The following is a 25,666-nucleotide window of genomic DNA, read 5'->3' on the forward strand; positions in this document are numbered from 1 at the left end:
TTTTTTATTGCATGATTAAATAAAATATTACAAATTTAGCACATTTTACTTACGGAAAAACACCTTGACAAATTGTTGATATTTTAATGCAATGCTACTGGCTGAGACGAAGTAACTCGCGTGCGTATAACGCTCCGCGTTTCTGCAAATGACAAATAAGAAAAGAAATGACGAACGACGTATTCGAAAAATCTTTCATCCAAGGTGTTGACAACTGCCTGCAATTGTAATATCTTTAAATCAAGATAAAACAAATCGAGACAAACAAGGGGCGCTCGCTCATGCAAGGACGATACGACGTTTCGCTCGATCTCTACATCGCGCTGACCCGGGCAAGCCAATGGATCAACGCGCATACGGATCGGGACATTAAGAGGCACGACATGAACCGAACCGAATTCGGCGTTCTGGAGCTGCTGTACCACAAGGGGCCGCAACCGCTTCAGCAGATCGGCGGGAAGGTGCTCATGAGCAGCGGCAACATCACTTACGTCGTCGATAAGCTCGAGAAGAAAGGGTACGTCAGGCGGCGGGCGTCGACGGAAGATAGGCGGCTGATCTACGCGGAGACGACCGACGAAGGCAATCGGCTGATAGAGGAAGTGTTCCCCGATCACGCGAAGGTCATTGAATCGGCGACGGCCGGTCTGGCGGAAGAAGAGAAAGAACTGGCGTGCCGGTTGTTGAAGAAACTCGGCAAGTATGCGGAGAACGGGTTTTAGAAGCCCTTCTCGCGCACCATATATCTTAAATTAAAGATTTAACCCGGGCTACCGCCCGGGAATCCTAAGAACATTCAAAGGAGAGAAAAGACAATGGCAAAACAACAAACGACGGGTATCCACCACGTGACGGCATTCGTCAGAAATCCTCAAGCGACGGTCGATTTTTACTCGGGAGCGCTCGGACTTCGGTTGGTGAAAAAAACGATCAACTTCGACGCGCCCGAAGTGTACCATCTGTACTTCGGCAACGGCTCGGGAAACCCGGGAACGGTCATCACGTTCTTCCCGTGGCCGACCTCCCGCCAAGGGCGGATCGGCGGCGGTCAAGTCGGCATCACGACTTACGTCGTGCCGACGGGTACGCTCGGTTTCTGGGAAGACCGCTTCGCCAAACTCGGCATCGAGACGACCCGCGCGACGAGATTCGGCGAAAGCTTCTTGCAACTGTCCGATCCGGACGGCTTACGTCTCGAACTCGTGGAGCGCGAAGCCGGCCCCGCCAGCAAGTGGGCGTTCGGCGGCGTGTCCGCCGATAAAGCGATCAAAGGCTTCGGAGGGGCCGTCTTGTTCAGCACGGCGCCGGAACGGACCGCATCGGTGCTCCAGAACGTCATGGGTCTCGAGAAAATCGCCGAAGAAGGCGATTACGCGAGATTCCGGGCGACGGGCGAACTCGGCAACCTGATCGACGTGAACGTCGCCCCGATGGCTCCCGGCGTCGGCGGAGCCGGCACGGTGCACCACATCGCCTGGAGAGCGGCGGACGACGAAGACCATGCAAGATGGCGCGCAGCTGTCGAAGAGGGCGGATACCATCCGACCCCGTTCATCGACAGACAGTACTTCAACGCGATCTACTTCCGGGAAGAAGGCGGCATACTGTTCGAGATCGCGACGGATCCTCCGGGCTTCGCCCGCGACGAGCCCGCCGAGACGATGGGCGAGCAATTGATGCTGCCGGATTGGTTCGAACCGCACCGCGCGCAGATCGAAGCCGGTCTGACGCCGTTCAAAGTCCGCGTATTGGAGGCTGATCTCTAATGAAACACGTCTATCGGCCAGGCAAGAGGGAAGGAGCGCCGGTTCTGTTGCTGCTGCACGGAACCGGCGGCACGGAGCACGATTTGCTCCCGGTCGCCGGCGCGATCTCTCCGGATTCCGCGGTGCTGAGCGTACGGGGCAACGTGCTGGAGAACGGGATGCCGAGGTTTTTCCGCAGGCTAGCGGAAGGCGTATTCGATATCGAGGATCTCGTATTCCGGACCGCGGAGCTGCATTCGTTCTTGGACGAAGCGGCGGCGCAATACGGCTTCGAGCGTGGCAATGTCGTGGCGGTCGGTTATTCCAACGGCGCGAACATCGCGGGCAGCATGTTGTTCCATTACGAAGGTACGCTGAAGGGAGCGATTCTGCATCACCCGATGGTGCCCCTTCGGGGCGTGCGGCTCCCGGGCTTGTCCGGCGTTCCCGTCTTCATCGGCGCGGGGGAGAACGACCCGATCTGCCGGCCCGAAGAAACCGACGAGCTCGGCGGGTTGTTGAGCGAAGCCGGGGCCGAGGTGAGCGTCCATTGGGAACGCGCGGGACACCGGCTGACGGGAACCGAAGTGGCGGCGGCCGCGTCGTGGTTCGCCGAACGGTTCGGGGAAGGCGCGGAAGGGCGGGGTAGAGCGTGATCTCCATCGATCCGAACGGCCAGGGCGAACGGGACAATTACAAGCTGTTGACAGGCAGCGTTATTCCGCGGCCCATCGCTTTCGTCACGACATTATCGCCCGGCGGCGTGCTGAACGCGGCGCCTTTCAGCTACTTCAATATCGTCACGGCGAACCCGCCGATGATTTCGGTATCGGTTCAGCGCAAGAACGGCGGCGAGCTCAAGGATACGGCGCGCAACGCGATAGAGGGAGGCGCGTTCGTCGTGCATATCGCGGACGAGGATTACGTCGAGCGGTTGAACGTTACCGCCGCGACGCTGCCTCCCGAAGAGAGCGAGGTCGCGCTCGCCGGACTAACGCCCGTCGCCAGCGAGCGGATCGGCGTGCCGGGCATCGCGGAAGCGAAATTCCGCATGGAGTGCATGCTGGAACAGGCGATCCCTCTCGGAGGGACGTTGGAGGCGCCCGCGTGCGATTTGCTGATCGGGCGCGTCGTCCGTTTTCACGTCGAAGAGAAGCTGTACGACGATGGACGCATCGATCCGCAGGGGCTGAAACCGGTCGCGAGGCTGGCGGGCAACTCGTATTCGAAGCTTGGCGAGCTATTCTCGGTCGAAAGGCCTTCGTAATCGAAAGGAAAAAAGGTCTCTCCGCTTGGTTTATGCCCAACGATATTCAGCCGGTCGAAGGCCACGAGTTCCATCTCGAAGCCGGCCTCTTCGGCAAGTCGCCGTGCAAGGTGACGCCCGCGGTGTCCAAGCATCTACGCGTCCTCGCCGACGCCGGTCTCGTCCATGAACGCAAAGTCGGCCGGGAGACTCGCTACAAGCTGAACGCGGATCCGCTAAGTTGATAACGGTTCCCGCGTTGCCGCAGACGCCCGGAATATGCTAGAATGAGCTCAACTCGATTAAAGGAGGTGAAGGTAGGATGAACCGAGAGTCCGTGAACAACCAAGTAAGCCGGCTGCCGATGGCAATGGCCGGCATCGTACATGCAAGGCGCGAAGACGGGAGAAGTCTGTCCGTTTACCGCAATGCCTATACGATTTCACGACTCGAGAAGAGGCTCCTACCTTGACCAGAACGGATGAACATCCGAGAGGGCGTAGGGAATTTTCCCTGCGCCCTCTTTTTTTGTGCTCGCCGGCGACGTCAGGTGCGGCCTTCCGAACTTAGGAGGAACCTGAATATGTTAACGATCAATTGCCAAAACGCGAAAAAATACAACGCGGCCCAGCTCGTGCTGGCCGACGTGACGTTCGAGCTTCGTCACGGGGAGAAAATCGGCCTCGTCGGCCGCAACGGAAGCGGCAAGTCGACGCTGCTAAGGCTGCTGTCCAAACAAGAGTCTCCCGATGAAGGGCTGCTGACGATCCGCAAGGATGCCCGGATCGGCTACCTGGAGCAAATTCCGGAACAATCGAAGAAGCGCGCCGTATACGACGTGCTCGCGTCCGGCTACTGCGAGCTGCTGGATTGCCGGGCGGAGATGGAAGAGCTCGAAATGCGCATGTCCCAGCCCGAAGCGGGCGAAAATCCGCAATCTCTGGAGAAGCTGCTGAAGACGTACTCGTCGCTGCAGGAACGTTTCGAGAGGGATGGCGGCTACGAGCTCGACGCCCGCATCGATCAGGTGGCGACGGGACTTCGAATCGGCCGGGAATGGTACGGTCGACCGTACGCGACGTTGTCCGGGGGGCAGAAGACGCGAGTCGCGCTGGCTTCGCAGCTCATCCTCGGACCGGACCTTCTGCTGCTCGACGAACCGACGAACCATCTCGATCTCGGCGGCGTGGAATGGCTGGAGTCCTTTCTCGGGAAATACGAGGGAGCGTGCGTGATCGTCTCCCACGACCGTTATTTTCTCGACCGCGTCGTCTCGAAGATCGTGGAGCTCGAAGACGGGGAGTCGTCGATCTACCACGCGAACTACTCGGGCTACGCCAAGGAGAAAGAAGAGCGGCTGCTGCAGGAGTTCGCGGAATACCAAGAACAGCAGAAGAAGATCAAGAAGATGCGCGAGACGATCAAGCAACTGACGGAATGGGGCAAAATCGGCGGTAATAGCAAATTTTTCCGCAGGGCGGCGTCGATGCAGAAGGCGCTCGACCGGATGGAGAAGCTGAAGCGTCCCGCCGTCGACCGGAAGGAAGCGGAGTTCGATATTTTGCCGTCCGACCGGTCGGGCAAGCGCGTGATCGAGTTCTCGGGAGTGACGAAGCGTTATGGCTCTTCCGTCGTGCTGAACGGGGCTTCGGGAGCGCTGGAGTACGGGGAGAAGACGGTGTTGATAGGCGGCAACGGAGCGGGCAAGTCGACGTTGCTCAAGCTGCTGCTCGGCGAAGAAGGCGCGGATGCCGGGGAGCTGTCGCTCGGCGCGCGCGTCGACGTCGGCTACTTGGCGCAAGATCAAGCGCCGCCCGATCCGAAGGCGAGCGTGTTGGCCTACTTTCGCGAAGAGGCCGGGCTGGAGGAGGGAGAGGCGCGCTCGAAGCTCGCCGCCTATCTGTTCTACGGAGCGGACGTCTTCAAGCCTGTCGGGCTGTTGTCCGGCGGCGAGTGGACGCGGCTCCGGATCGCCCTGCTCGTGTTGCGGAAGCCGAACCTGCTGATCCTCGACGAACCGACGAATCACATGGATATCGCGTCGCGGGAAGCGCTGGAAGAAGCGCTCGAGGAGTACCCGGGCACGATACTCGCCGTCACGCACGACCGATACTTCATTAATCGCATGTCTCGGAAAATATGGGCGTTGGAGATGGGGCGCATCGCGACGTACTTGGGCGACTTCGATTCGTACAAGGAACAGCGGAAGAGACGAATCGCGGCCGGGGAAGCGGACGGCGGCGACGAACCGTTTCGGGAGCGTTCGGCCGGCAAGCCGGCGAAGGAGCGCTCGAAGGCGGCCGAGCAAGGCGAACCGGCGATTCATCGTGAAGCCGGGCGACTGGAGGACGACATCGCGACGCTGGAGCGCCGATTGGCCGAACTGGACGCGAAGCTCGATGCGGGCGACGTCGGCGGCGCTCCGTCCGCGCTCGAGAAAGCGTGGATCGAGCGGGAAAAAGTCCGGGCAGAGCTGGAGGGCTTGTACGAACGATGGTTGGAAGCGACGTCGGGTTAAGTCGCATAGTCCCTTCGTTTCCGGGAAAGCTACTGGCGACAATCGTCGTCGATGGCAACGGTAGCAAGGGGGATGCATATGGCGAGAAGAAGGAACCTGCTCGTTCCGGAAGCGGAACGAGGGGTATCCGCCTTCAAGGCGGAAGTTATGCGCCAGGAAGGTTACGACGTCGATCCGGAGCGCCCGGACGACGTGAAGTACGAAGTGGCGGAAGAGCTGGGCATTCCGCTTCACCCGGGCGGCAACGGCAAGCTGACGACCGAGGAAGCCGGGCAAGTCGGCGGCCAGATCGGCGGCGCGATGGTGCGCGAGATGATCCGGATGGCGCAGGAGAAGATCGCGCGCCGGGAATAGAAGACGAAAGCGGAGAGCCCCATCGTGGAGGCTCTCCGCTTTTTTCGCGAATAGGCTTTGTATCTTACGGCTCTATCTTGCCTGCGATCTTCTTCAGCGTCGCGAGGCAGTCGCCGAGCTCGGCCAAATCCTCTTCGCCCAGCGTAGCGAGCTTGGAGCGAATCTGTTCGAGAAAGAGTTCGCGAATATGGGAGCAATAACTTTCGCCTTCTTCCGTAATGACGACTTCGGTGACGCGGCGGTCACCTTCCGCGGATTGCCTGAGGACGAGCCGCAATTCCTCGAGCTTGTCGAGAAGAGGGGTCATGTTCGGTCGTGAAATATGCATAAGCGAGCAAAGCTCGGAGATCGTCGCTTTGCGCCGTTCGTATAGGACGCGCAGGATTTCGAAGCTGGAGCGGGTCAAGTTCAGCGACTTGGCGTCCGCAGGCAAGGAACGCATCAACTTCTTGTGCAGCAACGGGACGACGTTGATGAAGCATTCCGAGACCGAGTGGCGCAATTCGGTAGTCATTCTCTCACCTTCCATAAGCTAGGATTATTGCCGCAAAAGCATGGATGTAGGAATAAATTCATATTGACGCGAAACAGTTATGATTATATAACTATTATGACGGTTTGAAAAGCAATATGTTTGTTCCAGTTTAGGCGAAGCCCAAGGCGATAGTCGAGGGCGGATTTTTGATCTCTTTAAAGATATTTTTAAGCATTTTTAAGAAACGTTGCGGCCGATTTGGATGTAAAATGGAAGAAGATAGAGAGAATGCAATGAAGGGGGAAGGGTAAAAGATGATGGGATTATTGATTAAAATGGGCAATCGCCGGTTTGTTCTTTTTACGTTGCTGCTTTTGTTCAAATGCTCCTTGGCTTGGTTCGTCGTCTTCGAAGACGGGCCGTCTTGGATGACGATGCTGACCGAGATTCCGTTCTTCTGGCTCGTCTTTATCATGATCGAATGGTTCGCGAAGAAGCGCAAGCTTCTCTACTATACGATAGCGAATCTCATGTTTACTCTCTTGTATTTCACCGTTCTGATGTATTACAAGTATTACGGCATCATCGTCACGTACCACGCGATCAGCCAAGCGGATAAAGTCACGAAGGTCGGCAACAGCACTTATTCCTTGATGGATCCTTATTATTTGCTCGTCTTCGTCGACATACTCGTGCTGATCGCGATTCCGATCGTGCTTCGCAAGAAGTCGACGCGTATTCAGACGAACTTGAAGCCGATCAGCCGCACGGCGTTGTCCGTCATGTTCGCCGTATCGATCGCGCTTTGCTTCTTCAGCATTTGGCCGAACCGGGCCAGCATGAACGAGAACAAGCAAGCCGAAGAAATGGGCATTCTGAATTACGAAATATATACGATTTTCGCGGACAGCACCGAAGACGAGGCGTGGACGGAGTTCGAGGACATCGACCAGACGACCATCGACGGGCTGAAAGGCGTTCAGCCCGTAGCTAATCCGCAATATTTCGGAGCTGCCAAAGGCAAGAACGTCATTATCGTTCAAATGGAATCGTTCCAGGATTTCCTGGTCGGCCTCGAAGTGGACGGCGTCGAAGTGACGCCGAACATGAACAAGCTCGCGGCGGGCGACTTCCACTACCGCAATTTCTATGCGATGGTCGGCCAAGGCACGACTTCCGACGCCGAGTTCGTCGTCAATACGTCGATGTACGTGCCGAAGCACGAGCCGGCGACGCAGGACTACGTGAAGAAGGATTTGCCGAGCTTGCCTAAGCTGCTCAAGGCGGAGGGTTATCAGACGGCGACGTTCCACACGAACGAAGTGCAGTTCTGGAACCGCAAGGAGCTGTATTCCGCTGTCGGGTTCGACAAATACTACGACAAGAAATTTTTCGGAGACGGCGACCACGTCGCATTCGGCGCTTCGGACGAAGTGTTGTTCGCGAAGTCGCTGGACGAGTTGAAGAAGATGGATGCGAGCGGACAACCGTTCTACGCCCATCTCATTACAATGAGCTCGCATCATCCTTACAACGTTCCGGAAGATAAAATCCGGATGGAGCTACCGGAAGAGTTCGACGACACGCTCGTCGGCCGGTACATCCAAGCGCAGAATTATTCCGACTACGCGCTCGGCCAATTCATCGAGCAGTTGAAAGCAAGCGGCTTGTGGGAGAACAGCATCGTGCTGTTCTACGGCGACCATCAAGGGTTGCCGGTCTATTCCTTGGATAGCAAGGAGAGGGACTTGATGAAAGGGCTGCTCGGCCACGAGTACGCGTATCCGGACATGTTCAACATTCCGCTCGTCTTGCACGTGCCGGGCGTCACGACTCCGACCGAGATCGATAAAACCGGCGGCCAGGTGGACATTCTGCCGACGGTGGCGAATTTGACGGGGATTTCCCTCGCCGATCAGATTCACTTCGGTCAGGACTTGTTGAACGCGAACGCCAACGTGCTGCCGATGCGCCACTTCCTGCCGTCCGGTTCGATCGTCACGGACAACGACGTCTTCGTGCCGGGCATCGCTTACGACGACGGCAAGAACTTCCCGCTCGAGACGTCCAAGCAATCGATCGGCGGCGCCACGAAGGAACAGTACGAGGGCGCGCTCGAGCTGCTCCACCTGTCTGATAGTTACGTGAACCAGCTTCCGGACAAAAAAGCAACGGAAGCGGAATAACGGACCGAATAAGCGTTAGAGCGAAGCCCTCCGGCATGATGCCGGAGGGCTTTCTCCATGGGCGGCAATCGTAGTTTCCGTCATCGCTGATTCCTGCAAATGTGCAGGTATTTGAAATCCTTTATATCGGCGCAACCCGAATTCCTGCGAAAACGCAGGCTTTTGGCCGACATTCTGATAAAAAGGAGAAAACATCGTAAAATGCCTGCGCTATTGCAGGAATTCAGTATCAGCGGCCTTGAGACGACGAAAAACATGCAGTTTTGCAGGTTTTTCGAGGCGTAGGGTAGATGGTTGTGACGGGAGCTGAGGTGGTCGCGTCAGGGTCAAGTCGCACAATTCGGGTGAGCTAATCTGACAAATGTCGTGACCGGCTATTGGACATTTTGACGCGTTGGCGGTCTATTCTGTTTGACCTTTTGTCTAATGCATCCGCCGATTTCAAAGAGTAACATGGGAACATAACGAACGCGAACCTTCTTCTAGACCTCATCGTGTCATATAAGTTAACAGAAAATTCACTTAATAAAGACGAGGGGGAACGAGAATGGGGAAGGTAGCATGGCCGGAAATCGAATTAACGGACGTAAGCATGCGGTACGCGACCGATTCGTCGGAAGTCGTCGCGCTCCGGCAAGTGAGCCTGGACATCGCCAAGGGAGAGTTCGTGTCGTTGCTCGGGCCGTCGGGCTGCGGCAAGACGACTCTTCTCCGGTTAATGGCGGACTTGTTGGAACCGACGGGCGGCTCGGTGAAGGTGGCCGGCAAGACGGCGGGCGAGGCGAGGCTGGCGCGGAAATACGGCATCGTATTTCAGAACCCGGTGCTCTACGACTGGAGGAAAGTCGACGATAACATCATGCTGCCGCTGGAGCTGTCGGGCGTCGGCAGGAAGGAGCGCAAGCGCAAGGCGGGCGAGCTGCTCGAGCTTGTCGGTCTGAAGGACTTCGGCGACAAGTACCCCTGGCAGCTCAGCGGCGGCATGCAGCAACGGGTGGCGATCGCGCGGGCGCTGGCGATGGAACCGGAAATCCTGCTCATGGATGAGCCGTTCTCGGCGCTCGACGAGTTCACGAGGGAGAGGCTGAACGAGGAGCTGCTATCGATCTGGAGCAAGGTCGGCAACACGGTCGTCTTCGTGACGCACAGCATTTCGGAAGCGGTATTCCTGTCCGACAGAGTGTTCGTGCTCTCGCCGCATCCGGGAAGGCTGTCGGCCGTCGTGGACGTTCCGTTGCCGAGGCCGCGGACGAAGGAACTCAGGGGCGGCGAGACGTTTTTCCGGCTCGTCTCGGACATTCGGGGTCGATTCGAAGGGGTGTAGCCGATGAATGGTTTGAAAATGTTGCGCCAAGGCCGGCTGCTTCCGTCCGTCGCGTGGCTGGCGGGAACGCTCCTCCTCTGGGAGGCGGTCTCGTGGTACTTGCTGCGCGTCGCGGAAGTTCCTCTCGCGCAGTCGAAGCTGCCTTACGTCCACGAGCTGGCGACGACGTTCGCGAAATACGGCGATACGCTGCTCAAGGAGGGTGCGGTTACTTTCGGCAACGCGGGTCTGGGCTTCCTGATGGGCGCGGCGACGGGCGCGCTCCTCGCCGTCCTGATGAGCGCCTCCAGATGGATCGAGCAACTGGCGTTCCCGTACGCCGTCGCTTCGCAGATGGTCCCGATTCTCGGTCTCGCGCCCATACTATACGGCATCGTGCACGACGAGAAGGTCGCTCGCGTGCTGATCGCGGGATACATCACGTTCTTCCCGGTGGCGATCAACATGCTGAGAGGCTTGCGAAGCGTGGAGCCATCGGCGCTGGAGCTCATGCGCTCGTGCGCGGCGAAGCCATGGAGCGTCTACTCGAAGCTTCGCTTGCCCGCCTCGCTACCCGGCTTGTTCAGCGGCTTGAAAATCGCCGCGCCGCTGGCCGTGACCGGCGCGATTCTGGTCGAGCTGATGGGGGCGCAGCACGGCATCGGCGTGCTTATGCTTCGCAACCTCTATTACGGGCCGTCGCACGCGTACCTGTTCTGGTCGACGGTCGTCGCCGGCGCGGCGCTCGGCATCGTCAGCTACTTGCTCATGAGCGCGGTCGAACGCCTCGTCTCTCCTTGGCAGCCGGAATTTCGCAAGCGAGGAGGCGATCGCCCATGACGCCGAACGATTCCGGCCAAGCGCCGGCGACGGCGCAGCTCGCATCGTCCGCGGCACCCGCCGCCGCGACCTCGCCGAAAGCGACGCGCCGCAAGACCGGCGGCGCCAAGCTCGCGGCGGCGCTCGTCCGGATCGCGTTGCCGTTGTTCGCCGGAGCGCTATTTCTCCTCGCGTGGGAGCGGCAGCTCATCCACCGGCTGCTGAAGTTAAAGCTCTACCAGCTCCCCCTTCCTTCGGCGATATGGACCGCTATCAGGGACAACCAAGAGCTGCTTCTCGGCTATACGCGTTATACGCTGACCGAAGCGGTGCTCGGCATGCTGGCCGGCTCCGCGCTCGGGTTCGCGATCGCGCTCGTCGCCACCGCGTGGCCGAGATGGGGAGCGGGCGGACTGCTCGTCGTCGCGGCGCTGAACGCCGTGCCGATCGTGGCGCTCGCCCCGACGATGAACCTGTGGTTCGGCGACGGCATGCTGTCCCGGGCCGCGATCGTCGCCGCGACGACGGCGGCCGCGATGGCGATCAACGCGCATAAGGGCATGCGGATGGTCGATCCGCTTTCGCTCGACCTGATGCGTGCTTACGCCGCCGGCAAAAGCGAAGTGTTCCTCCGCTTGCGCATCCCGAACAGCCTGCCTTACGTGTTCGCGGCGCTCAAGATCAACGCGACGGCGAGCATGATCGGCGCGATCGTCGGCGAATTTTTCTTCTCCTCGCGCGGACTTGGGTACTTGCTGTCCAACTCGATCAAGGTGGCCAAGATGCCGCTCGGTTGGTCGTGCATCGTAGTAGCTGCGATCGCCGGTATCCTGTTCTACCTTATCGTCGAAGCGCTGGAGAAAATTTTCGCATATCGGAAAGCGTAAGTTTTCGATCGCCTTTTACTTATCCGATACCTCCGCAAAGCTTCATCGGCGTTAATAAGACGCCGAAGGTGTTTTTGCTTGATCCGCTGGCATCCGTCCGGCAGAACGTAACCGTGACATCCGGCCGTAACGGGCGAGAGTGTCGACAGAGCCCTCCCGGGAAAGCCGATTGCATAGACCCGCATCGATCGCAAGCCATACTGGGCAAGGCCTCTTTACCACTAAACAAAGGGAGAGAAGATTCATGAGGGCACAAGCGACAAAAGGATGGTTACGGGGAATGGGAGGAGCGGCGTTGATCTCGTTGTTCGCGCTGACGCTGGCAGCGTGCGGAGGCAATAACGGCAACAACGAGCCGGCATCGCCGAGCGGCTCGCCGTCCGCGTCCGCGCCGGCGTCGAGCGCCGCGGCTAGCGAGACGCCTTCGGCCTCGCCGAGCGCGTCGGCGGAGCCGGTCAAAGTGAAGCTGCAGTTGAAATGGGTGCCTCAAGCGCAATTCGCCGGTTATTTCGTGGCGATGGACAAAGGCTATTACGCCTCCGAAGGGCTCGACGTCGAGATTCTGCCAGGCGGTCCGGACATCGTGCCGGAACAGCAGGTGGCGAACGGCGCGGCGGACATCGGCGTCGACTGGGTCGCGAGCTTGCTCGCCCATCAGGAGCAAGGACTGCCGCTCGTCGAGATCTCGCAAATCTACCAACGGAGCGGCCTCGTGCTCGTGTCCAAGAAGTCGGCCGGCATCAACGGTCCGGCGGACATGAAAGGCAAGAAGATCGGCAACTGGATGGGCGGCAACGAGTTCGAGTTGCTGGCGCTGTTCGACAAGCATAAGCTCGATCCGAACAAAGACCTGAACTTCACGAAGCAAGGCTTCACGATGGACCAGTTCCTGACCGGCGAGATCGACGCGGCGTCCGCGATGACGTACAACGAGTATCAAGTCGCGATAGAGTCCGGCGTTAAAGCGGAGGACATGAACGTCATCGACATGAACGCGGAAGGCGTCGCGATGCTCGAGGATAATCTTTTCGCGAACAAGGATTGGCTCGCCGATAACAAGGAGACGGCCGCGAAGTTCGTTCGAGCCTCGATCAAGGGCTGGAAGGACGCGATCGCCGATCCGGCGGCAGCGGTGGACAGCGTCATGAAGAAGACGGAGGAAGGCAGCACGACGAAAGAGCATCAGCTCAAGATGATGGAAGAAGTCGCCAAGCTCATCCAACCGGAAGGCTTCGACGCGTCGAAACTCGGCTACATTGACGACGCCTTGTTCAAGCAAACGGCCGACATCGCCTTCAAATTCGGGGTCATCGAGAAAGAAGCCGATCTTACGCATGCTTATACGAATGAAATCGTCGAGATGGCCATGAAATAGTAGTAGAGGAAGTTCTTTTAACCTTCTCGGTGCTGAAAATCGAACTTTTGAACATGAATGGATTAGTGCGGAGAAGTGGAAAGGGTGGCTTCGAGGACGCGGAGGCCATCTTTTCCGTCCAGGAGGGAGGATCGCGATCACATGGACGCGGTAACGATCGGACTCATTCAAGCGAGGCACGAGCTGCACGGCGACGAGCCGGTCGCGGCGCATAAGGCGCACGCGATCGAGAAGCACGAGAGACTGCTGCGCGAAGCGAAAGCCAAAGGCGCGCAGATCGTCTCGCTGCAAGAAATTTTCTACGGTCCTTATTTCTGCGCGGAACAGACGGCGAAGTGGTACGACGCCGCCGAGGAGGTGCCGAACGGCCCGACGACGCAACGGTTCATGGCGCTCGCCAAGGAACTCGGCCTCGTCGTCGTGTTGCCGGTGTACGAGAGGGAAGGCATAGCGACTTACTACAACACGGCTGCTGTCATCGACGCGGACGGGACGTACCTCGGTAAATACCGCAAGCATCACATTCCGCACGTCGGCGCGGGAGGCGGGGGTTGCGGCTTCTGGGAGAAATATTACTTCAAGCCGGGCAACGTCGGGTATCCGGTATTCGATACCGCCTTCGCCAAGGTCGGCGTATACATCTGCTACGACCGGCATTTTCCGGAAGGGGCGCGGGCGCTCGGGTTGAACGGGGCGGAGATCGTCTTTAATCCGTCGGCGACCGTATCGGGAACGTCGGAGTACTTGTGGAAGCTGGAGCAACCGGCCCATGCGGTCGCGAACGGTTATTACGTCGGGGCAATCAACCGCGTAGGTTTCGAAGCCCCTTGGAACATGGGCGAGTTCTACGGCCAATCGTACTTGGTCGATCCGCGGGGCGGCTTCGTGGCGACGGGAAGCCGGGACAGGGACGAGGTCGTCGTCGGCGAGATGAGCAAGTCGCTGATTCGCGAGGTACGCGAGAGCTGGCAGTTCTACCGAGACAGAAGGCCGGAGACGTACGAGGAGCTGACGCGGCTTTAAGCGGCAAGCCCCGACCATCCGGCGGGGAGCGGAACGTCGGAGTCGACGGATGAACGAGCGGCGGCAAGCCGCCCAAAAAGACGGCGTGCGGGGGAGCGATGCGTGAATGAACGAGCAAGTTAGTGCGGAGTCGGGCGCGAGACGGCTGCGCAATTATATCGGCGGAGCTTGGACGGACGCGGATTCGACCGCATACGAGGAAGTGCCGAATCCGGCGACGGGAGAGACGCTCGCGCTCGTGCCGCTTTCCGGCGCGGCCGAGCTCGAGAGGGCGGCGGAAGCGGCCGAGGCCGCGTTCGCCGAATGGCGTCGCGTCGCGGTTCCCCGGCGGGCGCGTTACTTGTTCCGTTACCAGCAGCTGCTCGTCGAGCATTGGAGCGAGCTGGCGGGCATCATTACGGCGGAGAACGGCAAGAGCTACGAGGAAGCGTATGGGGAAGTGCAAAGGGGCATCGAGTGCGTGGAATTCGCGGCGGGCGCGCCGACGCTGATGATGGGGACGCAGCTGCCGGACATCGCCACCGGCGTCGAGTCGGGCATGTACCGCTACCCGCTCGGGGTCATCGGCGGCATCACGCCTTTTAACTTCCCGATGATGGTGCCTTGCTGGATGTTCCCGCTCGCGATCGCCTGCGGCAATACGTTCGTGCTCAAGCCTTCCGAGCGAACGCCGCTCCTCGCGAACCGGCTCGCGGAATTGTTCGCGGAAGCGGGCTTCCCGCCCGGCGTTCTGAACGTCGTGCACGGCTCGCGGGACGTCGTGAACGCGATGCTCGCCAGCGAGCGCATTAAGGCGATCTCCTTCGTCGGCTCGCAGCCGGTGGCGGAGTACGTATACAAGACGGCGACGGCGGCGGGCAAAAGGGTGCAGGCGCTCGCCGGCGCCAAAAACCACTCCATCGTCCTGCCCGACGCGGATTTGGACAACGCGGCGAAGAACATCGTCTCCGCTTCGTTCGGCTCGGCGGGCGAGCGGTGCATGGCGTGCTCGGTCGTCGTCGCCGTCGGGGACGTCGCGGACGAACTGGCTTCCCGGCTCGCGAAAGCGGCGGATGGGCTGAAGATCGGGAACGGCATGGACGCGGACGTGTTCCTCGGGCCGCTCATCCGGCAAGCGAACAAAGACCGGGCGATCGGTTACGTCGAGAGCGGCGTGCGCGAGGGCGCGACGTTGCTCCGGGACGGCAGGACGGATCCGGCGACGGAAGGAGAAGGTTACTTCCTCGGACCGACGGTGTTCGACCGCGTCGGCACGGAGATGGCGATCTGGAAGGACGAAATCTTCGCCCCGGTATTGTCGATCGTGAGGGCGCGCGACTTGGCGGAGGCGATCGCCGTCGCCAACGAATCCGACTTCGCGAACGGGGCGTGCATCTATACGGACAGCGCGAAAGCGATACGAGAGTTCCGCGAGGAGATGGACGCGGGCATGCTCGGGGTGAACCTCGGCGTGCCGGCCCCGATGGCTTTTTTCCCGTTCTCGGGATACAAGAAGTCGTTCTACGGCGATCTTCACGCCAACGGCAGGGACGGCGTCGAGTTCTATACCCGCAAGAAAATGGTGACGGCCCGCTATTAGCGGAGGAAAGGAGCGGTCGCGATGGGCGCGGACGAAAGAATTCCCGGCGCGGAGGAATTGCTTGATAAGGACGGCAAATACGTCTGGCATAACATGATGAGCTATAACGCGGGCAGCCGCCCGATGCTCGTGACCGGCGGGGAAGGCTCGTGGATCGTGGACGGCGACGGCAACAAATACCTCGACGCGATGTCGGGCCTGTGGTGCGTCAACGTCGGGTACGGCAGGAAGGAGCTGGCGGACGCGGCATACGGGCAATTGCTGAAGCTGGCCTATTATCCGCTGACGCAAAGCCACGAACCGGCGATCAAGCTGGCGGAGAAGCTGAACGAATGGCTGGAGGGCGAGTACGTCGTCTTCTTCTCCAACAGCGGCTCGGAGGCGAACGAAGCGGCGTTCAAGATCGCCCGGCAATACCAGCAGCAGATCGGGAGGGGCAGCCGGTACAAGTTCATTTCGCGGTATAGGGCTTATCACGGCAATTCGATGGGGGCGTTATCGGCGACGGGGCAGGCGCAGCGCAAGTACCGTTACGAGCCGCTCGCCGCGGGTTTCGTGCACGTCGCTCCGCCGGATAGCTATCGCAGGCCCAAAGGGGTAAGCGAAGAGCGGTTCAACCTGCAATGCGCCCAAGCGATCGAAGACGCGATCATATGGGAAGGCGTCGAATCGGTCGCGGGCGTCATCATGGAGCCGACGATCACGGGAGGCGGGGTCATTGTTCCCCATCCGGTCTATATGGAACGGGTGCAGGAAATATGCCGGAAGCACGGCGTGCTGCTCATCATCGACGAAGTGATCTGCGGCTTCGGACGGTCGGGACGCAAGTTCGGGCATCAGAACTTCGGCGCGAAGCCGGATATCGTGACGATGGCGAAAGGACTGACGAGCGGGTACTTGCCGCTCTCGGCGACCGCCGTGCGACGGGACATTTACGAGAAGTTCAAAGATGCGGAAGACGATTACGCCCACTTTCGCCACGTGAACACGTTCGGCGGCAATCCCGCCGCCTGCGCGCTGGCGCTTCGGAACTTGGAGATTCTCGAGCGGGAAGGGCTCGTGGCGCGGGCGAGGGTGCTCGGCGAGCGGCTGCTGGCCGGCATGGAGAAGCTGCGGGACCACCCGATGGTCGGCGACGTTCGCGGCTTCGGTTTCCTGCTCGGCGTCGAGCTCGTGACCGACCGCGCGACGAAAGCCCCCGCGCCCGTCGACGCCGTCAAAAGGATCATCTCGCAGTGTAAGGCGAAGGGGCTCATCATCGGAAGGAACGGGGACACGGTCGCGGGCTTCAACAACGTGCTGACGTTCTCGCCCCCGCTGTCGTCCACGGACGAGGACTTGGCGTTCATTCTGTCGACGTTCTCCGAGGTGATGGCGATGCAGCCGTAAGCAAGCGTCGCGAACGGAGCGGAGATCGGACTTGACCCGCCTCGCCCCGCCCCCGCCGACGACCTGACCGATTACCGATTACCGCTGCCGCCGCCGCTCGCGAACCGGCCGGGCTCGAGCAGCTGGCACGCCCGCAACGCGACTTGAATGGAGATGCGGTTGTCCGCGGACATGAAGTCCTCCCCGAGCAGCTCGGCGATTTTCTCCAACCGGTAATAGAGCGATTGGCGCACGATGAACAGCTTCTGGGCGGCGATCTGCTTGGAGCCGTCGTGGTCGAGGAACACCTTGAGCGTCAGCAACAGCTCGCTGCCTTTGGCTCGATCGTGGTCGATGAGCGGGCCGAGATAGCGGCGGATAAAGTCTTGAAGAGTCTTGCCGTCGTTCAGGCCGATGAGCAGTTGATAGACGCCGAGCTCCTCGAAGAACAGGATCGACCCGTCTTGGCCGTCCGCCAAGGACAACGCCTGCAACGCTTCGTGATACCCGGTCGCGGCGAGGCCGAGCCTCTGGTGCGGGCGACCGACGCCGACGAGCAAGCGGACGCTGGCCAATCTCTCGTCCGCCGCGCGGGAATCTTGGAGGGACGCAAGAGCTTGGCGGAGACGGGCCGCGGACGGCGTCTTCGCCTTCAAGTCGAGGGCGATAGCGGTCAATCGGTCGTTCTTCATCGTCAGCAGAGAACGGAAACCGTGCTTCTCGAACGCCGAACGCGCGATGAGCGACAGCTGCAACCGGAACGATTCCCGCTCGCCGTCCCCTCGCCCGGCTGCCGAATCCGGAGAGATCGGCAGACCGGAGAATTCGATGACGCAGACGCGATGCCCGAGCTCGTTCCATGACGGATAGTCGGAGCCGGTCAAGTCTTGCAGCTGGCGCTCCTCCGTCAACCTTCCGCCGACGAGCTCCTCGACCCACAGGTTTTCCGAGAATAGCTTTCTCTCCTCGATATACCGGGTGCGAAGCAGCTCCTGCGCGATCGACAGGGAAGCGGATTCCAGCAACAAATATTCGAACTGAAGCGGCTTGCGCGGGCACGACATGACGAGGTGCGCCCACGTCTGCTCGAGAGCGCCGACGGGGCGGGTCGCGAGCGTCCGTCCGCCGAGTTCGAGAGTTTCCGGCAAGCCGCCGTCCGCCGTCGCCGCGCCGCCCAACGCGCGGAGCCAATCCTCTTGCTGGGAGGCGGACGGCGGCGGGAAGAACGTCGGCGCGCCTTGCGCCGGCAACAGCGCGACCGGGTTGCGCGTGCTCTTATGCAGCAGCTTCAGCACATTGGCCGTCCCTTGGGCGCTTAGGGTGAGCCGGTAAAACTCCCGTGAGAGGCTTTCGAGCTCCTGAAGGGTGCGATGGTGGCGGTTGATGATCAATCCGTGAAGGTCTTGGGTGACGTCGACGTAACGGACGGCGCTCTGAAACACGATCAGAGGGAAGCCGTGGCGGTCGGCGAGCTCGGTCAGCTCGGGGGAGACCCGCTCGAAGTAGGGGCCGATCTCGATGCAGAGGCAGGAGGCGTTGTGGGCGATCAGCTTCTCCATGAAGAGGACGGACGTTTCGGCATCGAGCCGGAAGCCGAGTCCCGTCGTCAGAATCATTTCGTCTCCGTGAATCAGCTTCTCGACTTGGGGAATCTCGAGAATGTGAACCCAACGGATGGGCCGGTCCAGTCCCCGGGCTCCGGCGACGAGCCGGGCGTCCCGGAAGAGCGGACGGCGTAACGCTTCGCGTACGGTGAGAATCAAACCGGCGTCGATGGACATCGCCTCCTCGATCGGGATTCGTTGTCTTCATTATGGACGGATGGGACGGGCATGCAAGAGCGGAGGACGATTTTCGGCATGGCGCACAATCAAGGGGTCGCCGAAGGGGTGGGGGTTATGCACGGAACGCAAGGGCAAGCCGTCTCGATCGACGCGGGACGGGTGATGGAACGGATCGGCAGGCTGTCCGAAATCGGAAAAATAAGCGAGACGGGCGTCTGCCGCCTCGCCCTGTCGCCGGAGGATCGCGAGGCGGTCGACGTCGTGGCGGAGTGGATGGCGGAGGCGGGCATGAGCGTCAGGCTGGACGCCTTCGGCAACTTAATCGGGCGGCTGGAAGGGGAAGATCCGGGCGCGCCGGCCGTCATGCTCGGCTCCCACATCGATACGCAGCCTTACGCCGGCAGATTCGACGGCATCGTCGGCGTCGTCGGCGCGATCGAAGTCACGCAGACGTTAAAGGACGGGGGAATGAAGCCGTCCGTCCCCGTGGAAGTCGTCTCCTTCTGCGACGAAGAAGGCTGTCGCTTCAACAAAGGGCTGTTCGGCGTCAGGGGCATGCTCGGAAGGCTTGATGATGGGGAATTGGAGCGGACGGACAAGAACGGCGTGACGCGAAGGGAAGCGCTGATCGCGTTCGGCGGCGATCCGGCACGGTTCGCGGAGGACGAGTTGGCGCCGGGTAAGGTGAGGGCGTTCCTGGAGCTGCACATCGAACAAGGGCCGGTGCTGGAGGCGAAGGATCGCGCGGTCGGCATCGTGACGGGCATCAGCGGGCCGCTCTGGTGGACCGTCGACCTGTACGGCTTCGCGGGGCACGCGGGCTCCGTGCCGATGCCGATGCGCAAGGACGCTCTCGCCGGCGCGGCCGAGATCGTCGTCGGGCTGCGCGCGCTCGCGACGGAGGATCCGGGCGCGCCGACGGTCGGCACGGTCGGGTCGCTGCGGGTGTTTCCGGATTCGCGCAACATCATCCCGGAGCACGTGCAGTTCACGGTCGACTTGCGGGATATCGACTTGCCTCGCAGGGACGGGCTGGAAGCGCGGCTAAGGGAGCTGATCGCGGATGCGGCTATGAGGCACGGGCTGCAGGCCGAGATTCGCGAGGATACGAACAGCGAGCCTCGTTACTGCGCGGATTGGATCATGGACGCGATCCGGGAGGGGGCGGCGGAGATGGGGCTCGACGCGCCGGAGCTGATGAGCGGGCCGTTCCACGATTCGCTCGCGATGTCCTACTATTGCGATTACGGCATGATTTTCGTCCGGTGCAAGGACGGGATCAGCCACAATCCGAAGGAGTACGCGAGCGCCGAGGACATCGGGCTCGGGACGGAGCTGCTGTACCGTACGGCGCTGCGGCTGTGCACGAAATAAGGGAGAGCAAATTGGAGCAGAACGGAACGGATCGAATCGAATCGAATCGGATCGGATCGGTTACAAATTAGATCGATCGGTCATTTGTCGAGAGATGATGCCGTGTCCTGTTCCGAAAGGCTGCAAAAATACAGGTTTTGCCGAATACTTCAGCCAATCATGCGAAATACCTACATTTCTGCAGGAATTTAGATTCTCGAGGTGTCGATTGGCCCAATCAGGGTCAAAAACCTGCACTTTTGCTGGAAAAATGAAAATTCCTTTGGAAGAAGCCTCTACTTCCTGCATTTTTGCAGGAATTGAGCGAATGTGGCGTCGTTGACTGCCTAAGTAGTTACTCAGAGCAGATCAGATCAGTTCAGATCAGATCAGTTCAGCTCAAATCCGTTCAGGGAGGGATCACGAGATGGAGCAACCGATGAGCTTAACGGGCGTCGGCCGGCTGTCCGCGGAGGCGTTCTCCGCCAATTTCGCGGAAACCGTGCCCGGCCTGACCCGCAAAGGAGCGGCGGAGGAAGCGAACCGCTGCCTGTATTGCTACGATGCGCCATGCATCAAAGCTTGCCCGACGAGCATTAACATTCCGTCGTTCATCAAGCGAATTGCGACGGACAATCTGAGGGGGGCTGCGACCGCGATCATGGACGCCAATCCCGTCGGGGCGAGCTGTGCGCGCGTCTGCCCGACCGAGGAACTGTGCGAAGGCGCTTGCGTGCTGAACGACGAGTCCGAGCCGATCCGGATCGGGCTGCTGCAGCGGTACGCGACGGACTGGGCGGCTTCGAGCGGCAAGCCGCTGTTCAAGGCGGGCGCGCCGAACGGCCGCAAGGCGGCGGTCATCGGCGGCGGCCCCGCGGGGTTATCCGCGGCGCGGGAGCTTGCGCGCGACGGCTTCGCCGTCGTCGTCTACGAGGCGAAGCCGATGGCCGGCGGGCTGGACACGTACGGCATCGTGTCGTTCCGGCTGCCGCAGCCGGTCTCGTTGTGGGAAGTCGAGCAGGTTAGATCGCTCGGCGTGGACATTCGCACGGGCGTAAAAGTCGGCGTCGACGTGGCGGCCGACGAGCTGCTACGCGAGTACGACGCGATCGTGCTCGCCGCGGGCATGGGCTACGTCCCGCCCCTCGGCATCGAGGGCGAGGAACTGAACGGCGTCTACGACGCGATCGCCTATGTCGAGGCGACGAAGAAGGACGTGCCGCCGTATCCGATCGCGGGCGCGCGGGTCGCGGTCATCGGCGCGGGCAATACGGCGATCGACGCGGCCACTTGCTCGGTCCGGCTCGGGGCGAGCAACGTGAAGATGCTGTACCGACGGACGAGGGAACAGATGACGGCGTACGATTTCGAATACGAGTTCGCCAAGCAGGAAGGCGTCGAGTTCGCTTGGCTGACCGCGCCTACTCGCATCGTCGGAGATGCCGAGGGGAAAGCGACGCACGTTGAATGCGTGCGGATGGCCCTCGGGGAGAGCGGCAAGGACGGTCGGCGGGTACCGAAGCCTGTGGCAGGCTCGACGTTCTTGATGCCGGTCGACGCGGTCGTCCTCGCGATCGGGCAGACGCGACGCCGCGGGTTGATCGACTTGATGGGCGTGGCGCACGACCGGGGCGTCGTCCTCGTGGACGAGGAGACGAGGCAGACATCGAATCCGAACATTTACGCCGCGGGCGACGTAATCTTCGGCAACGGGCAAGGAGAAGCGATGGTCGTCTCGGCGGCGGAGCAAGGCAAACGGGCGGCCCATGCGATCGCCCGGCGGTTCGCGGAAGCGGACGGCTTGGAGGTCCGGAGCGGCGCCCGGGGAACCGACGGAACAGCCGGCTCGAACGCGCTGGCGATGTAGCTCGGGCTAAGCAGACGCTTGGCAATGCGATCAAGGACTCAACTCGAAGACGGGAGGGAAAAGTCATGGCGGATTTGCGCAGTAACTTGGCGGGCATCGCGTCCCCCAACCCGTTCTGGCTGGCGTCCGCGCCGCCGACGAATACGGGTTACCAGGTGCAACGGGCGTTCGAGGCGGGCTGGGGAGGCGCGGTATGGAAGACGCTCGGGGATCCGATCATCAACACGTCGTCGCGGTTCGCCGCGGTTCATTTTAACGGGCAACGGGTGGCGGGGTTCAACAACATCGAGCTCATTACCGACCGGCCGCTCGAGGTGAACCTGAAGGAGATCTACGAGACGAAGAAACGGTTCCCGAATCACGCGCTCGTCGTCTCGCTGATGGTGGAGCCGAAGAGGGAGAAGTGGCACGAGATCGTGAAGAAGGTCGAAGCGGTCGGCGTCGACGGGCTCGAGCTCAACTTCGGTTGTCCGCACGGCATGGCGGAGCGCGGGATGGGCTCGGCTTCGGGGCAGCAGCCCGATCTCGTGGAGATGCAGACGATGTGGGCGAAGGAAGTCGCCGAGACGCCGGTCATCGTGAAGCTGACGCCGAACATTACCGACATCACGGTCGTCGCGAGGCATGCGGTGCTCGGCGGTGCGGACGCGGTCAGTCTGATCAACACGATCAATAGCTTGGCCGGCGTCGACATCCATACTTGGAACACCGTTCCCCACGTGGGCGGCAAAGGGGCGCACGGCGGCTACTGCGGTCCTGCGGTGAAGCCGATCGCGCTAAGCATGGTAGCGGAATGCGCCAAGGACCCGCGGGTCGGCGTGCCGATCTCGGGCATCGGCGGCATCTCGAGCTGGCAGGACGCGGTCGAATTCATGCTCATGGGCGCGTCGAACGTGCAGATCTGCACGGCGGCGATGCATCACGGCTTCCGGATCGTCGGGGAGATGATCGACGGGCTGAACAACTATTTGGACGACAAAGGGCTATCTTCCGTGACGGAGCTGATCGGGAAGACGGTGCCGAAGTACTCGACTTGGGGCGACTTGGACTTGAACTATCAGGTCGTGGCGCGGATCGACACGGAGACGTGCATCAATTGCAACAAGTGCCACATCGCCTGCGAGGATACGTCGCATCAATGCATCGAACGGCACGTGAACGCGGATACCGGCAAAGCGTACTTGAAAGTGCGCGAGGAAGATTGCGTCGGCTGCAATCTGTGCGCGATCGTCTGCCCGGTCGACGGCGTCATCGAGATGGTCGAGGTTCAAGGCGCGGGACACGCGCCGATGACTTGGAACGAGAGACAGCGGGCATTAACGCGGCTGAATGCCCAATCCACGGAGATGGAGGCGGTGTGACCGATGCGGAAAATCATTAAAAACGGCACGATCGTGACGGCGAGCGACACGTATTTCGGAGATATTCTCATCGACGACGGCATTATCGTCATGATCGGCGTCGACCTGGACGACGAGGGAGCGGAAATCGTTGATGCGTCGGGGTGTTACGTGTTCCCGGGCGGGATCGATCCCCATACGCATCTCGACATGCCGTTCGGCGGTACGGTGACGGTAGACGACTTCGAATCGGGCACGATCGCGGCCGCGTTCGGCGGGACGACGACGGTCATCGATTTCTGCCTGACGTCGAAGGGGGCGCCGCTGAAGTCGGCGGTCGAGACGTGGCATCGCAAGTCCGCGGGCAAAGCGGTCATCGACTATAGCTTCCACCTGATGGTGTCAGAGGTGACGGACGAGGTGCTCGCGGAGCTGCCTCAGATCATCGAAGAAGAAGGCATCACCTCGTTCAAAGTGTTCATGGCGTACAAGAACGTGCTGCAGGCGGACGACGGCACTTTGTATAAAACGCTGCTCGTCGCCAAGGAGCAGGGCGCGCTCGTCATGGTGCACGCGGAGAACGGGGACGTCATCGACTTTCTCGTGCGCAAGGCTTTGGAGGAGGGGAACACGGATCCGATCTACCACGCGCTGACGAGGCCGGCGGTGCTGGAGGGAGAAGCAACCGGGCGCGCGGCGGACTTGACGGCGCTCGCCGACTCGCAGTTGTACGTCGTACACGTCACTTGCGCGGAGGCGGTCTGGAAGATCGCGGAGGCGCGGAAGAAAGGGCTGCGCGTGTTCGGGGAGACGTGCCCGCAGTATTTGACGCTCGATCAGACGGATCTGGAGCGGCCGGACTTCGAGGGCGCGAAGTACGTCTGGTCGCCGCCTCTCCGGGAGAAGCGGAACCAGGACGTCCTGTGGAACGCGCTGCGCAACGGCGAACTGCAGACGGTCGGCTCGGACCAATGCTCATTTAACTTCAAGGGGCAGAAGGATCTCGGGCTCGGCGATTTCTCGAAAATCCCGAACGGCGGGCCGATGATCGAGGACCGTTTTACGATCCTGTTCTCGGAGGGCGTGCAGAAGGGGCGGCTGTCATTGAACAAGTTCGTCGACGTCGTGTCTACGACGAACGCGAAGCTGTTCGGCTTGTTCCCGCAGAAGGGGACGATCGCGATCGGCAGCGACGCGGACATCGTCATCTTCGACCCTTCGGTCGAGCGGACGCTGTCCGTCGACTCGCACCATATGAAGGTCGACTATAGCGCGTTCGAGGGCATGAAGGTGACCGGCGAGCCGGTAACGGTGCTTGTCCGCGGCGAGTTCGTCGTCCGCGACGGCTTGTTCGTCGGACGGCCGGGTTACGGCCAGTATTTGCATCGGCGGCGGTTCGGCGAGGCCGACAAGCCGGCCGTCAAGAAGCTGCCGATCGGAGGGGCGTACTGATGTCCGCTTACGAAGAGTTCTCCCGGGAGCGGCGGGCGATCGACTCGCTTATCGCGGACGGCTACGTCATCGTCGGCTCGAGCGAGGCGCTCGAAGGGATGCTGCTCCGCTTCAAGAAAACGGCGGTCGGGTCGGAAGGAGCTAGCGCGTCCGACGGCGCGGGCTCTTCGAAGGAGCCGGGAGCGCCGAGCGCTATTAGCGCGCACGACGCCGACCCCGTCGCGCTGCTCCTGTTGACCGCCGACGCCCGCAAGTACGCGTCGAACTTGATACTTTCGCAATTGTCCAATCAAGCATAGGTTGTCGTTAGAGCGCCCCGGGTCATTGCGCCGAACCGTCCGATGACGGGCGGTTTGCGAGCCGGGCGCTCTTATGCGAGTCTCCAAGCAAAGAGTTAATGCGTCCGGAGAAGTAAATGGTGTGCGATCGAGTCTCCGAATAGGGAGTTAATGCGTCGGGCGAAGTAACCGGTGCTCGAACGGGTCTCTCAGCAGAGAGTTAATGCATCGGGCGAAATAATTGGTGCTCGAACGGGTCTCTCAGCAGAGAGTTAATGCGTCTGGCGAAGTAACTGATGCTCGAACGGGTATCTCAGCAGAGAGTTAATGCGTCTGGCGAAGTAACTGATGCTCGAACGGGTCACTCAGCAGAGAGTTAATGCGTCGGGCGAAGTAATTGGTGCTCGAACGGGTCTCTCAGCAGAAAGTTAACGCGTCTGGCGAAGTAACTGATGCTCGAACGGGTCTCTCAGCAGGGAGTTAAAGCGTCCGGCGAAGCAACTGGTGTGCGACCGAGTCTCCGAGCAGGGAGCTAATGCGTCTGGCGAAGTAACTGACACTCCCCACGTCACGTCCCCTCCGTCGTAGTTACTCTATCCCCTCCATCAACACATGAGGCCACTGAAGAACTTACGATTTTTCGAAGTAAGAAATAATGATTAAACGAAAAGACGACTTTTCATCCCATTTATTGGATGAAAAGTCGCCTTTTCA

General features: G+C 60.6%; 22 protein-coding genes and 1 pseudogene. 21 read left to right on the forward strand and 2 right to left on the reverse strand.

What is annotated here, in order from left to right:
- Window positions 1-281: 281 nt before the first annotated feature.
- The 8 genes and pseudogenes from ACFPPD_RS15430 to ACFPPD_RS15465 all read left to right on the forward strand — a co-directional run bounded on the left by ACFPPD_RS15430 (window position 282) and on the right by ACFPPD_RS15465 (window position 5,863).
- The gene (locus tag ACFPPD_RS15430; protein ID WP_209751223.1) at window positions 282-722 is read left to right on the forward strand and encodes a MarR family winged helix-turn-helix transcriptional regulator; all 441 of its coding nucleotides are present in this window, start codon (window positions 282-284) and stop codon (window positions 720-722) included.
- Between the two features lie 93 nt (window positions 723-815).
- Window positions 816-1,766 carry a ring-cleaving dioxygenase gene (locus ACFPPD_RS15435; RefSeq protein ID WP_209751225.1) on the forward strand — a complete coding sequence of 317 codons (951 nt, stop codon included), beginning with the start codon at window positions 816-818 and terminating at the stop codon, window positions 1,764-1,766.
- The gene (locus tag ACFPPD_RS15440) at window positions 1,766-2,401 is read left to right on the forward strand and encodes an alpha/beta hydrolase (protein WP_209751226.1); all 636 of its coding nucleotides are present in this window, start codon (window positions 1,766-1,768) and stop codon (window positions 2,399-2,401) included. The genes ACFPPD_RS15435 and ACFPPD_RS15440 overlap by 1 nt, the downstream gene beginning before the upstream one ends.
- Window positions 2,398-3,012 carry a flavin reductase family protein gene (locus ACFPPD_RS15445; protein WP_209751229.1) on the forward strand — a complete coding sequence of 205 codons (615 nt, stop codon included), beginning with the start codon at window positions 2,398-2,400 and terminating at the stop codon, window positions 3,010-3,012. The genes ACFPPD_RS15440 and ACFPPD_RS15445 overlap by 4 nt, the downstream gene beginning before the upstream one ends.
- 32 nt (window positions 3,013-3,044) lie before the next feature.
- Window positions 3,045-3,230, forward strand: a pseudogene (locus ACFPPD_RS15450) (ArsR/SmtB family transcription factor); the annotation flags it as partial.
- An 83-nt stretch (window positions 3,231-3,313) separates the two neighbouring features.
- On the forward strand, window positions 3,314-3,463 hold the full coding sequence (locus ACFPPD_RS15455) for a hypothetical protein (protein WP_209751231.1): 150 nt from the start codon (window positions 3,314-3,316) through the stop codon (window positions 3,461-3,463).
- Between the two features lie 111 nt (window positions 3,464-3,574).
- A complete protein-coding gene (gene abc-f / locus ACFPPD_RS15460) occupies window positions 3,575-5,509 on the forward strand; it encodes a ribosomal protection-like ABC-F family protein (protein WP_209751233.1) in 1,935 nt (644 codons plus the stop codon).
- Window positions 5,510-5,587: 78 nt separating this feature from the next.
- Complete coding sequence (locus ACFPPD_RS15465) at window positions 5,588-5,863, forward strand: alpha/beta-type small acid-soluble spore protein (protein ID WP_209751235.1); 276 nt, start codon at window positions 5,588-5,590, stop codon at window positions 5,861-5,863.
- A 64-nt stretch (window positions 5,864-5,927) separates the two neighbouring features.
- On the opposite strand, the gene ACFPPD_RS15470 is transcribed toward ACFPPD_RS15465, so the two are convergent.
- On the reverse strand, window positions 5,928-6,377 hold the full coding sequence (locus ACFPPD_RS15470; protein WP_209751237.1) for a MarR family winged helix-turn-helix transcriptional regulator: 450 nt from the start codon (window positions 6,375-6,377) through the stop codon (window positions 5,928-5,930).
- A 275-nt stretch (window positions 6,378-6,652) separates the two neighbouring features.
- Between ACFPPD_RS15470 and ACFPPD_RS15475 the strand changes: the two genes are divergently transcribed.
- The 8 genes from ACFPPD_RS15475 to ACFPPD_RS15510 all read left to right on the forward strand — a co-directional run bounded on the left by ACFPPD_RS15475 (window position 6,653) and on the right by ACFPPD_RS15510 (window position 16,899).
- On the forward strand, window positions 6,653-8,524 hold the full coding sequence (locus ACFPPD_RS15475) for an LTA synthase family protein (RefSeq protein WP_378082593.1): 1,872 nt from the start codon (window positions 6,653-6,655) through the stop codon (window positions 8,522-8,524).
- A gap of 547 nt (window positions 8,525-9,071) precedes the next feature.
- Window positions 9,072-9,848 carry an ABC transporter ATP-binding protein gene (locus ACFPPD_RS15480; RefSeq protein ID WP_209751239.1) on the forward strand — a complete coding sequence of 259 codons (777 nt, stop codon included), beginning with the start codon at window positions 9,072-9,074 and terminating at the stop codon, window positions 9,846-9,848.
- 3 nt (window positions 9,849-9,851) lie between these two features.
- Window positions 9,852-10,667, forward strand: a complete 816-nt coding sequence (locus tag ACFPPD_RS15485; RefSeq protein ID WP_209751241.1) for an ABC transporter permease — start codon at window positions 9,852-9,854, stop codon at window positions 10,665-10,667.
- Window positions 10,664-11,533, forward strand: coding sequence for an ABC transporter permease (locus tag ACFPPD_RS15490; RefSeq protein WP_209751243.1), 870 nt, complete (start codon window positions 10,664-10,666; stop codon window positions 11,531-11,533). The genes ACFPPD_RS15485 and ACFPPD_RS15490 overlap by 4 nt, the downstream gene beginning before the upstream one ends.
- A gap of 244 nt (window positions 11,534-11,777) precedes the next feature.
- Window positions 11,778-12,908 (forward strand): ABC transporter substrate-binding protein, encoded by a 1,131-nt coding sequence (locus tag ACFPPD_RS15495; RefSeq protein WP_378082594.1) that lies wholly within the window; start codon window positions 11,778-11,780, stop codon window positions 12,906-12,908.
- Between the two features lie 141 nt (window positions 12,909-13,049).
- Window positions 13,050-13,931 (forward strand): nitrilase-related carbon-nitrogen hydrolase, encoded by an 882-nt coding sequence (locus ACFPPD_RS15500; RefSeq protein WP_209751245.1) that lies wholly within the window; start codon window positions 13,050-13,052, stop codon window positions 13,929-13,931.
- 106 nt (window positions 13,932-14,037) lie between these two features.
- The gene (locus ACFPPD_RS15505; RefSeq protein ID WP_209751247.1) at window positions 14,038-15,510 is read left to right on the forward strand and encodes a CoA-acylating methylmalonate-semialdehyde dehydrogenase; all 1,473 of its coding nucleotides are present in this window, start codon (window positions 14,038-14,040) and stop codon (window positions 15,508-15,510) included.
- A 21-nt stretch (window positions 15,511-15,531) separates the two neighbouring features.
- Window positions 15,532-16,899, forward strand: a complete 1,368-nt coding sequence (locus ACFPPD_RS15510; protein WP_209751248.1) for an aspartate aminotransferase family protein — start codon at window positions 15,532-15,534, stop codon at window positions 16,897-16,899.
- Between the two features lie 71 nt (window positions 16,900-16,970).
- Here the strand turns inward: ACFPPD_RS15510 and ACFPPD_RS15515 are convergent, their stop codons facing one another.
- Window positions 16,971-18,659 (reverse strand): PucR family transcriptional regulator, encoded by a 1,689-nt coding sequence (locus tag ACFPPD_RS15515; protein ID WP_378082595.1) that lies wholly within the window; start codon window positions 18,657-18,659, stop codon window positions 16,971-16,973.
- Window positions 18,660-18,776: 117 nt separating this feature from the next.
- Between ACFPPD_RS15515 and ACFPPD_RS15520 the strand changes: the two genes are divergently transcribed.
- The 5 genes from ACFPPD_RS15520 to ACFPPD_RS15540 all read left to right on the forward strand — a co-directional run bounded on the left by ACFPPD_RS15520 (window position 18,777) and on the right by ACFPPD_RS15540 (window position 24,973).
- Complete coding sequence (locus tag ACFPPD_RS15520; RefSeq protein ID WP_209751262.1) at window positions 18,777-20,036, forward strand: M20 family metallo-hydrolase; 1,260 nt, start codon at window positions 18,777-18,779, stop codon at window positions 20,034-20,036.
- Between the two features lie 406 nt (window positions 20,037-20,442).
- Window positions 20,443-21,882 carry an NAD(P)-dependent oxidoreductase gene (locus ACFPPD_RS15525; RefSeq protein WP_378082597.1) on the forward strand — a complete coding sequence of 480 codons (1,440 nt, stop codon included), beginning with the start codon at window positions 20,443-20,445 and terminating at the stop codon, window positions 21,880-21,882.
- A 65-nt stretch (window positions 21,883-21,947) separates the two neighbouring features.
- Window positions 21,948-23,243, forward strand: coding sequence for an NAD-dependent dihydropyrimidine dehydrogenase subunit PreA (gene preA, locus ACFPPD_RS15530; RefSeq protein ID WP_209751250.1), 1,296 nt, complete (start codon window positions 21,948-21,950; stop codon window positions 23,241-23,243).
- Between the two features lie 3 nt (window positions 23,244-23,246).
- Window positions 23,247-24,674, forward strand: coding sequence for a dihydropyrimidinase (hydA, locus tag ACFPPD_RS15535; protein ID WP_209751253.1), 1,428 nt, complete (start codon window positions 23,247-23,249; stop codon window positions 24,672-24,674).
- Entirely contained in the window at window positions 24,674-24,973 is a 300-nt protein-coding gene (locus ACFPPD_RS15540) for a hypothetical protein (RefSeq protein ID WP_209751255.1), read from the forward strand. Before hydA ends, ACFPPD_RS15540 begins: the two co-directional genes overlap by 1 nt.
- Window positions 24,974-25,666 lie beyond the last annotated feature (693 nt).

Origin of the sequence: Cohnella suwonensis (genome assembly GCF_042655365.1) — a bacterium.
Lineage (GTDB): Bacteria > Bacillota > Bacilli > Paenibacillales > Paenibacillaceae > Cohnella > Cohnella suwonensis.

What these genes read in the sequence shown, in the direction of transcription:
- ACFPPD_RS15430 (WP_209751223.1), top strand. Translation starts at nt 282, where the DNA reads ATGCAAGGACGATACGACGTTTCGCTCGATCTCTACATCGCGCTGACC.
- ACFPPD_RS15435 (WP_209751225.1), top strand. Translation starts at nt 816, where the DNA reads ATGGCAAAACAACAAACGACGGGTATCCACCACGTGACGGCATTCGTC.
- ACFPPD_RS15440 (WP_209751226.1), top strand. Translation starts at nt 1,766, where the DNA reads ATGAAACACGTCTATCGGCCAGGCAAGAGGGAAGGAGCGCCGGTTCTG.
- ACFPPD_RS15455 (WP_209751231.1), top strand. Translation starts at nt 3,314, where the DNA reads ATGAACCGAGAGTCCGTGAACAACCAAGTAAGCCGGCTGCCGATGGCA.
- abc-f (WP_209751233.1), top strand. Translation starts at nt 3,575, where the DNA reads ATGTTAACGATCAATTGCCAAAACGCGAAAAAATACAACGCGGCCCAG.
- ACFPPD_RS15465 (WP_209751235.1), top strand. Translation starts at nt 5,588, where the DNA reads ATGGCGAGAAGAAGGAACCTGCTCGTTCCGGAAGCGGAACGAGGGGTA.
- ACFPPD_RS15470 (WP_209751237.1), bottom strand. Translation starts at nt 6,377, where the DNA reads ATGACTACCGAATTGCGCCACTCGGTCTCGGAATGCTTCATCAACGTC.
- ACFPPD_RS15475 (WP_378082593.1), top strand. Translation starts at nt 6,653, where the DNA reads ATGATGGGATTATTGATTAAAATGGGCAATCGCCGGTTTGTTCTTTTT.
- ACFPPD_RS15480 (WP_209751239.1), top strand. Translation starts at nt 9,072, where the DNA reads ATGGGGAAGGTAGCATGGCCGGAAATCGAATTAACGGACGTAAGCATG.
- ACFPPD_RS15485 (WP_209751241.1), top strand. Translation starts at nt 9,852, where the DNA reads ATGAATGGTTTGAAAATGTTGCGCCAAGGCCGGCTGCTTCCGTCCGTC.
- ACFPPD_RS15490 (WP_209751243.1), top strand. Translation starts at nt 10,664, where the DNA reads ATGACGCCGAACGATTCCGGCCAAGCGCCGGCGACGGCGCAGCTCGCA.
- ACFPPD_RS15495 (WP_378082594.1), top strand. Translation starts at nt 11,778, where the DNA reads ATGAGGGCACAAGCGACAAAAGGATGGTTACGGGGAATGGGAGGAGCG.
- ACFPPD_RS15500 (WP_209751245.1), top strand. Translation starts at nt 13,050, where the DNA reads ATGGACGCGGTAACGATCGGACTCATTCAAGCGAGGCACGAGCTGCAC.
- ACFPPD_RS15505 (WP_209751247.1), top strand. Translation starts at nt 14,038, where the DNA reads ATGAACGAGCAAGTTAGTGCGGAGTCGGGCGCGAGACGGCTGCGCAAT.
- ACFPPD_RS15510 (WP_209751248.1), top strand. Translation starts at nt 15,532, where the DNA reads ATGGGCGCGGACGAAAGAATTCCCGGCGCGGAGGAATTGCTTGATAAG.
- ACFPPD_RS15515 (WP_378082595.1), bottom strand. Translation starts at nt 18,659, where the DNA reads ATGTCCATCGACGCCGGTTTGATTCTCACCGTACGCGAAGCGTTACGC.
- ACFPPD_RS15520 (WP_209751262.1), top strand. Translation starts at nt 18,777, where the DNA reads ATGCACGGAACGCAAGGGCAAGCCGTCTCGATCGACGCGGGACGGGTG.
- ACFPPD_RS15525 (WP_378082597.1), top strand. Translation starts at nt 20,443, where the DNA reads ATGGAGCAACCGATGAGCTTAACGGGCGTCGGCCGGCTGTCCGCGGAG.
- preA (WP_209751250.1), top strand. Translation starts at nt 21,948, where the DNA reads ATGGCGGATTTGCGCAGTAACTTGGCGGGCATCGCGTCCCCCAACCCG.
- hydA (WP_209751253.1), top strand. Translation starts at nt 23,247, where the DNA reads ATGCGGAAAATCATTAAAAACGGCACGATCGTGACGGCGAGCGACACG.
- ACFPPD_RS15540 (WP_209751255.1), top strand. Translation starts at nt 24,674, where the DNA reads ATGTCCGCTTACGAAGAGTTCTCCCGGGAGCGGCGGGCGATCGACTCG.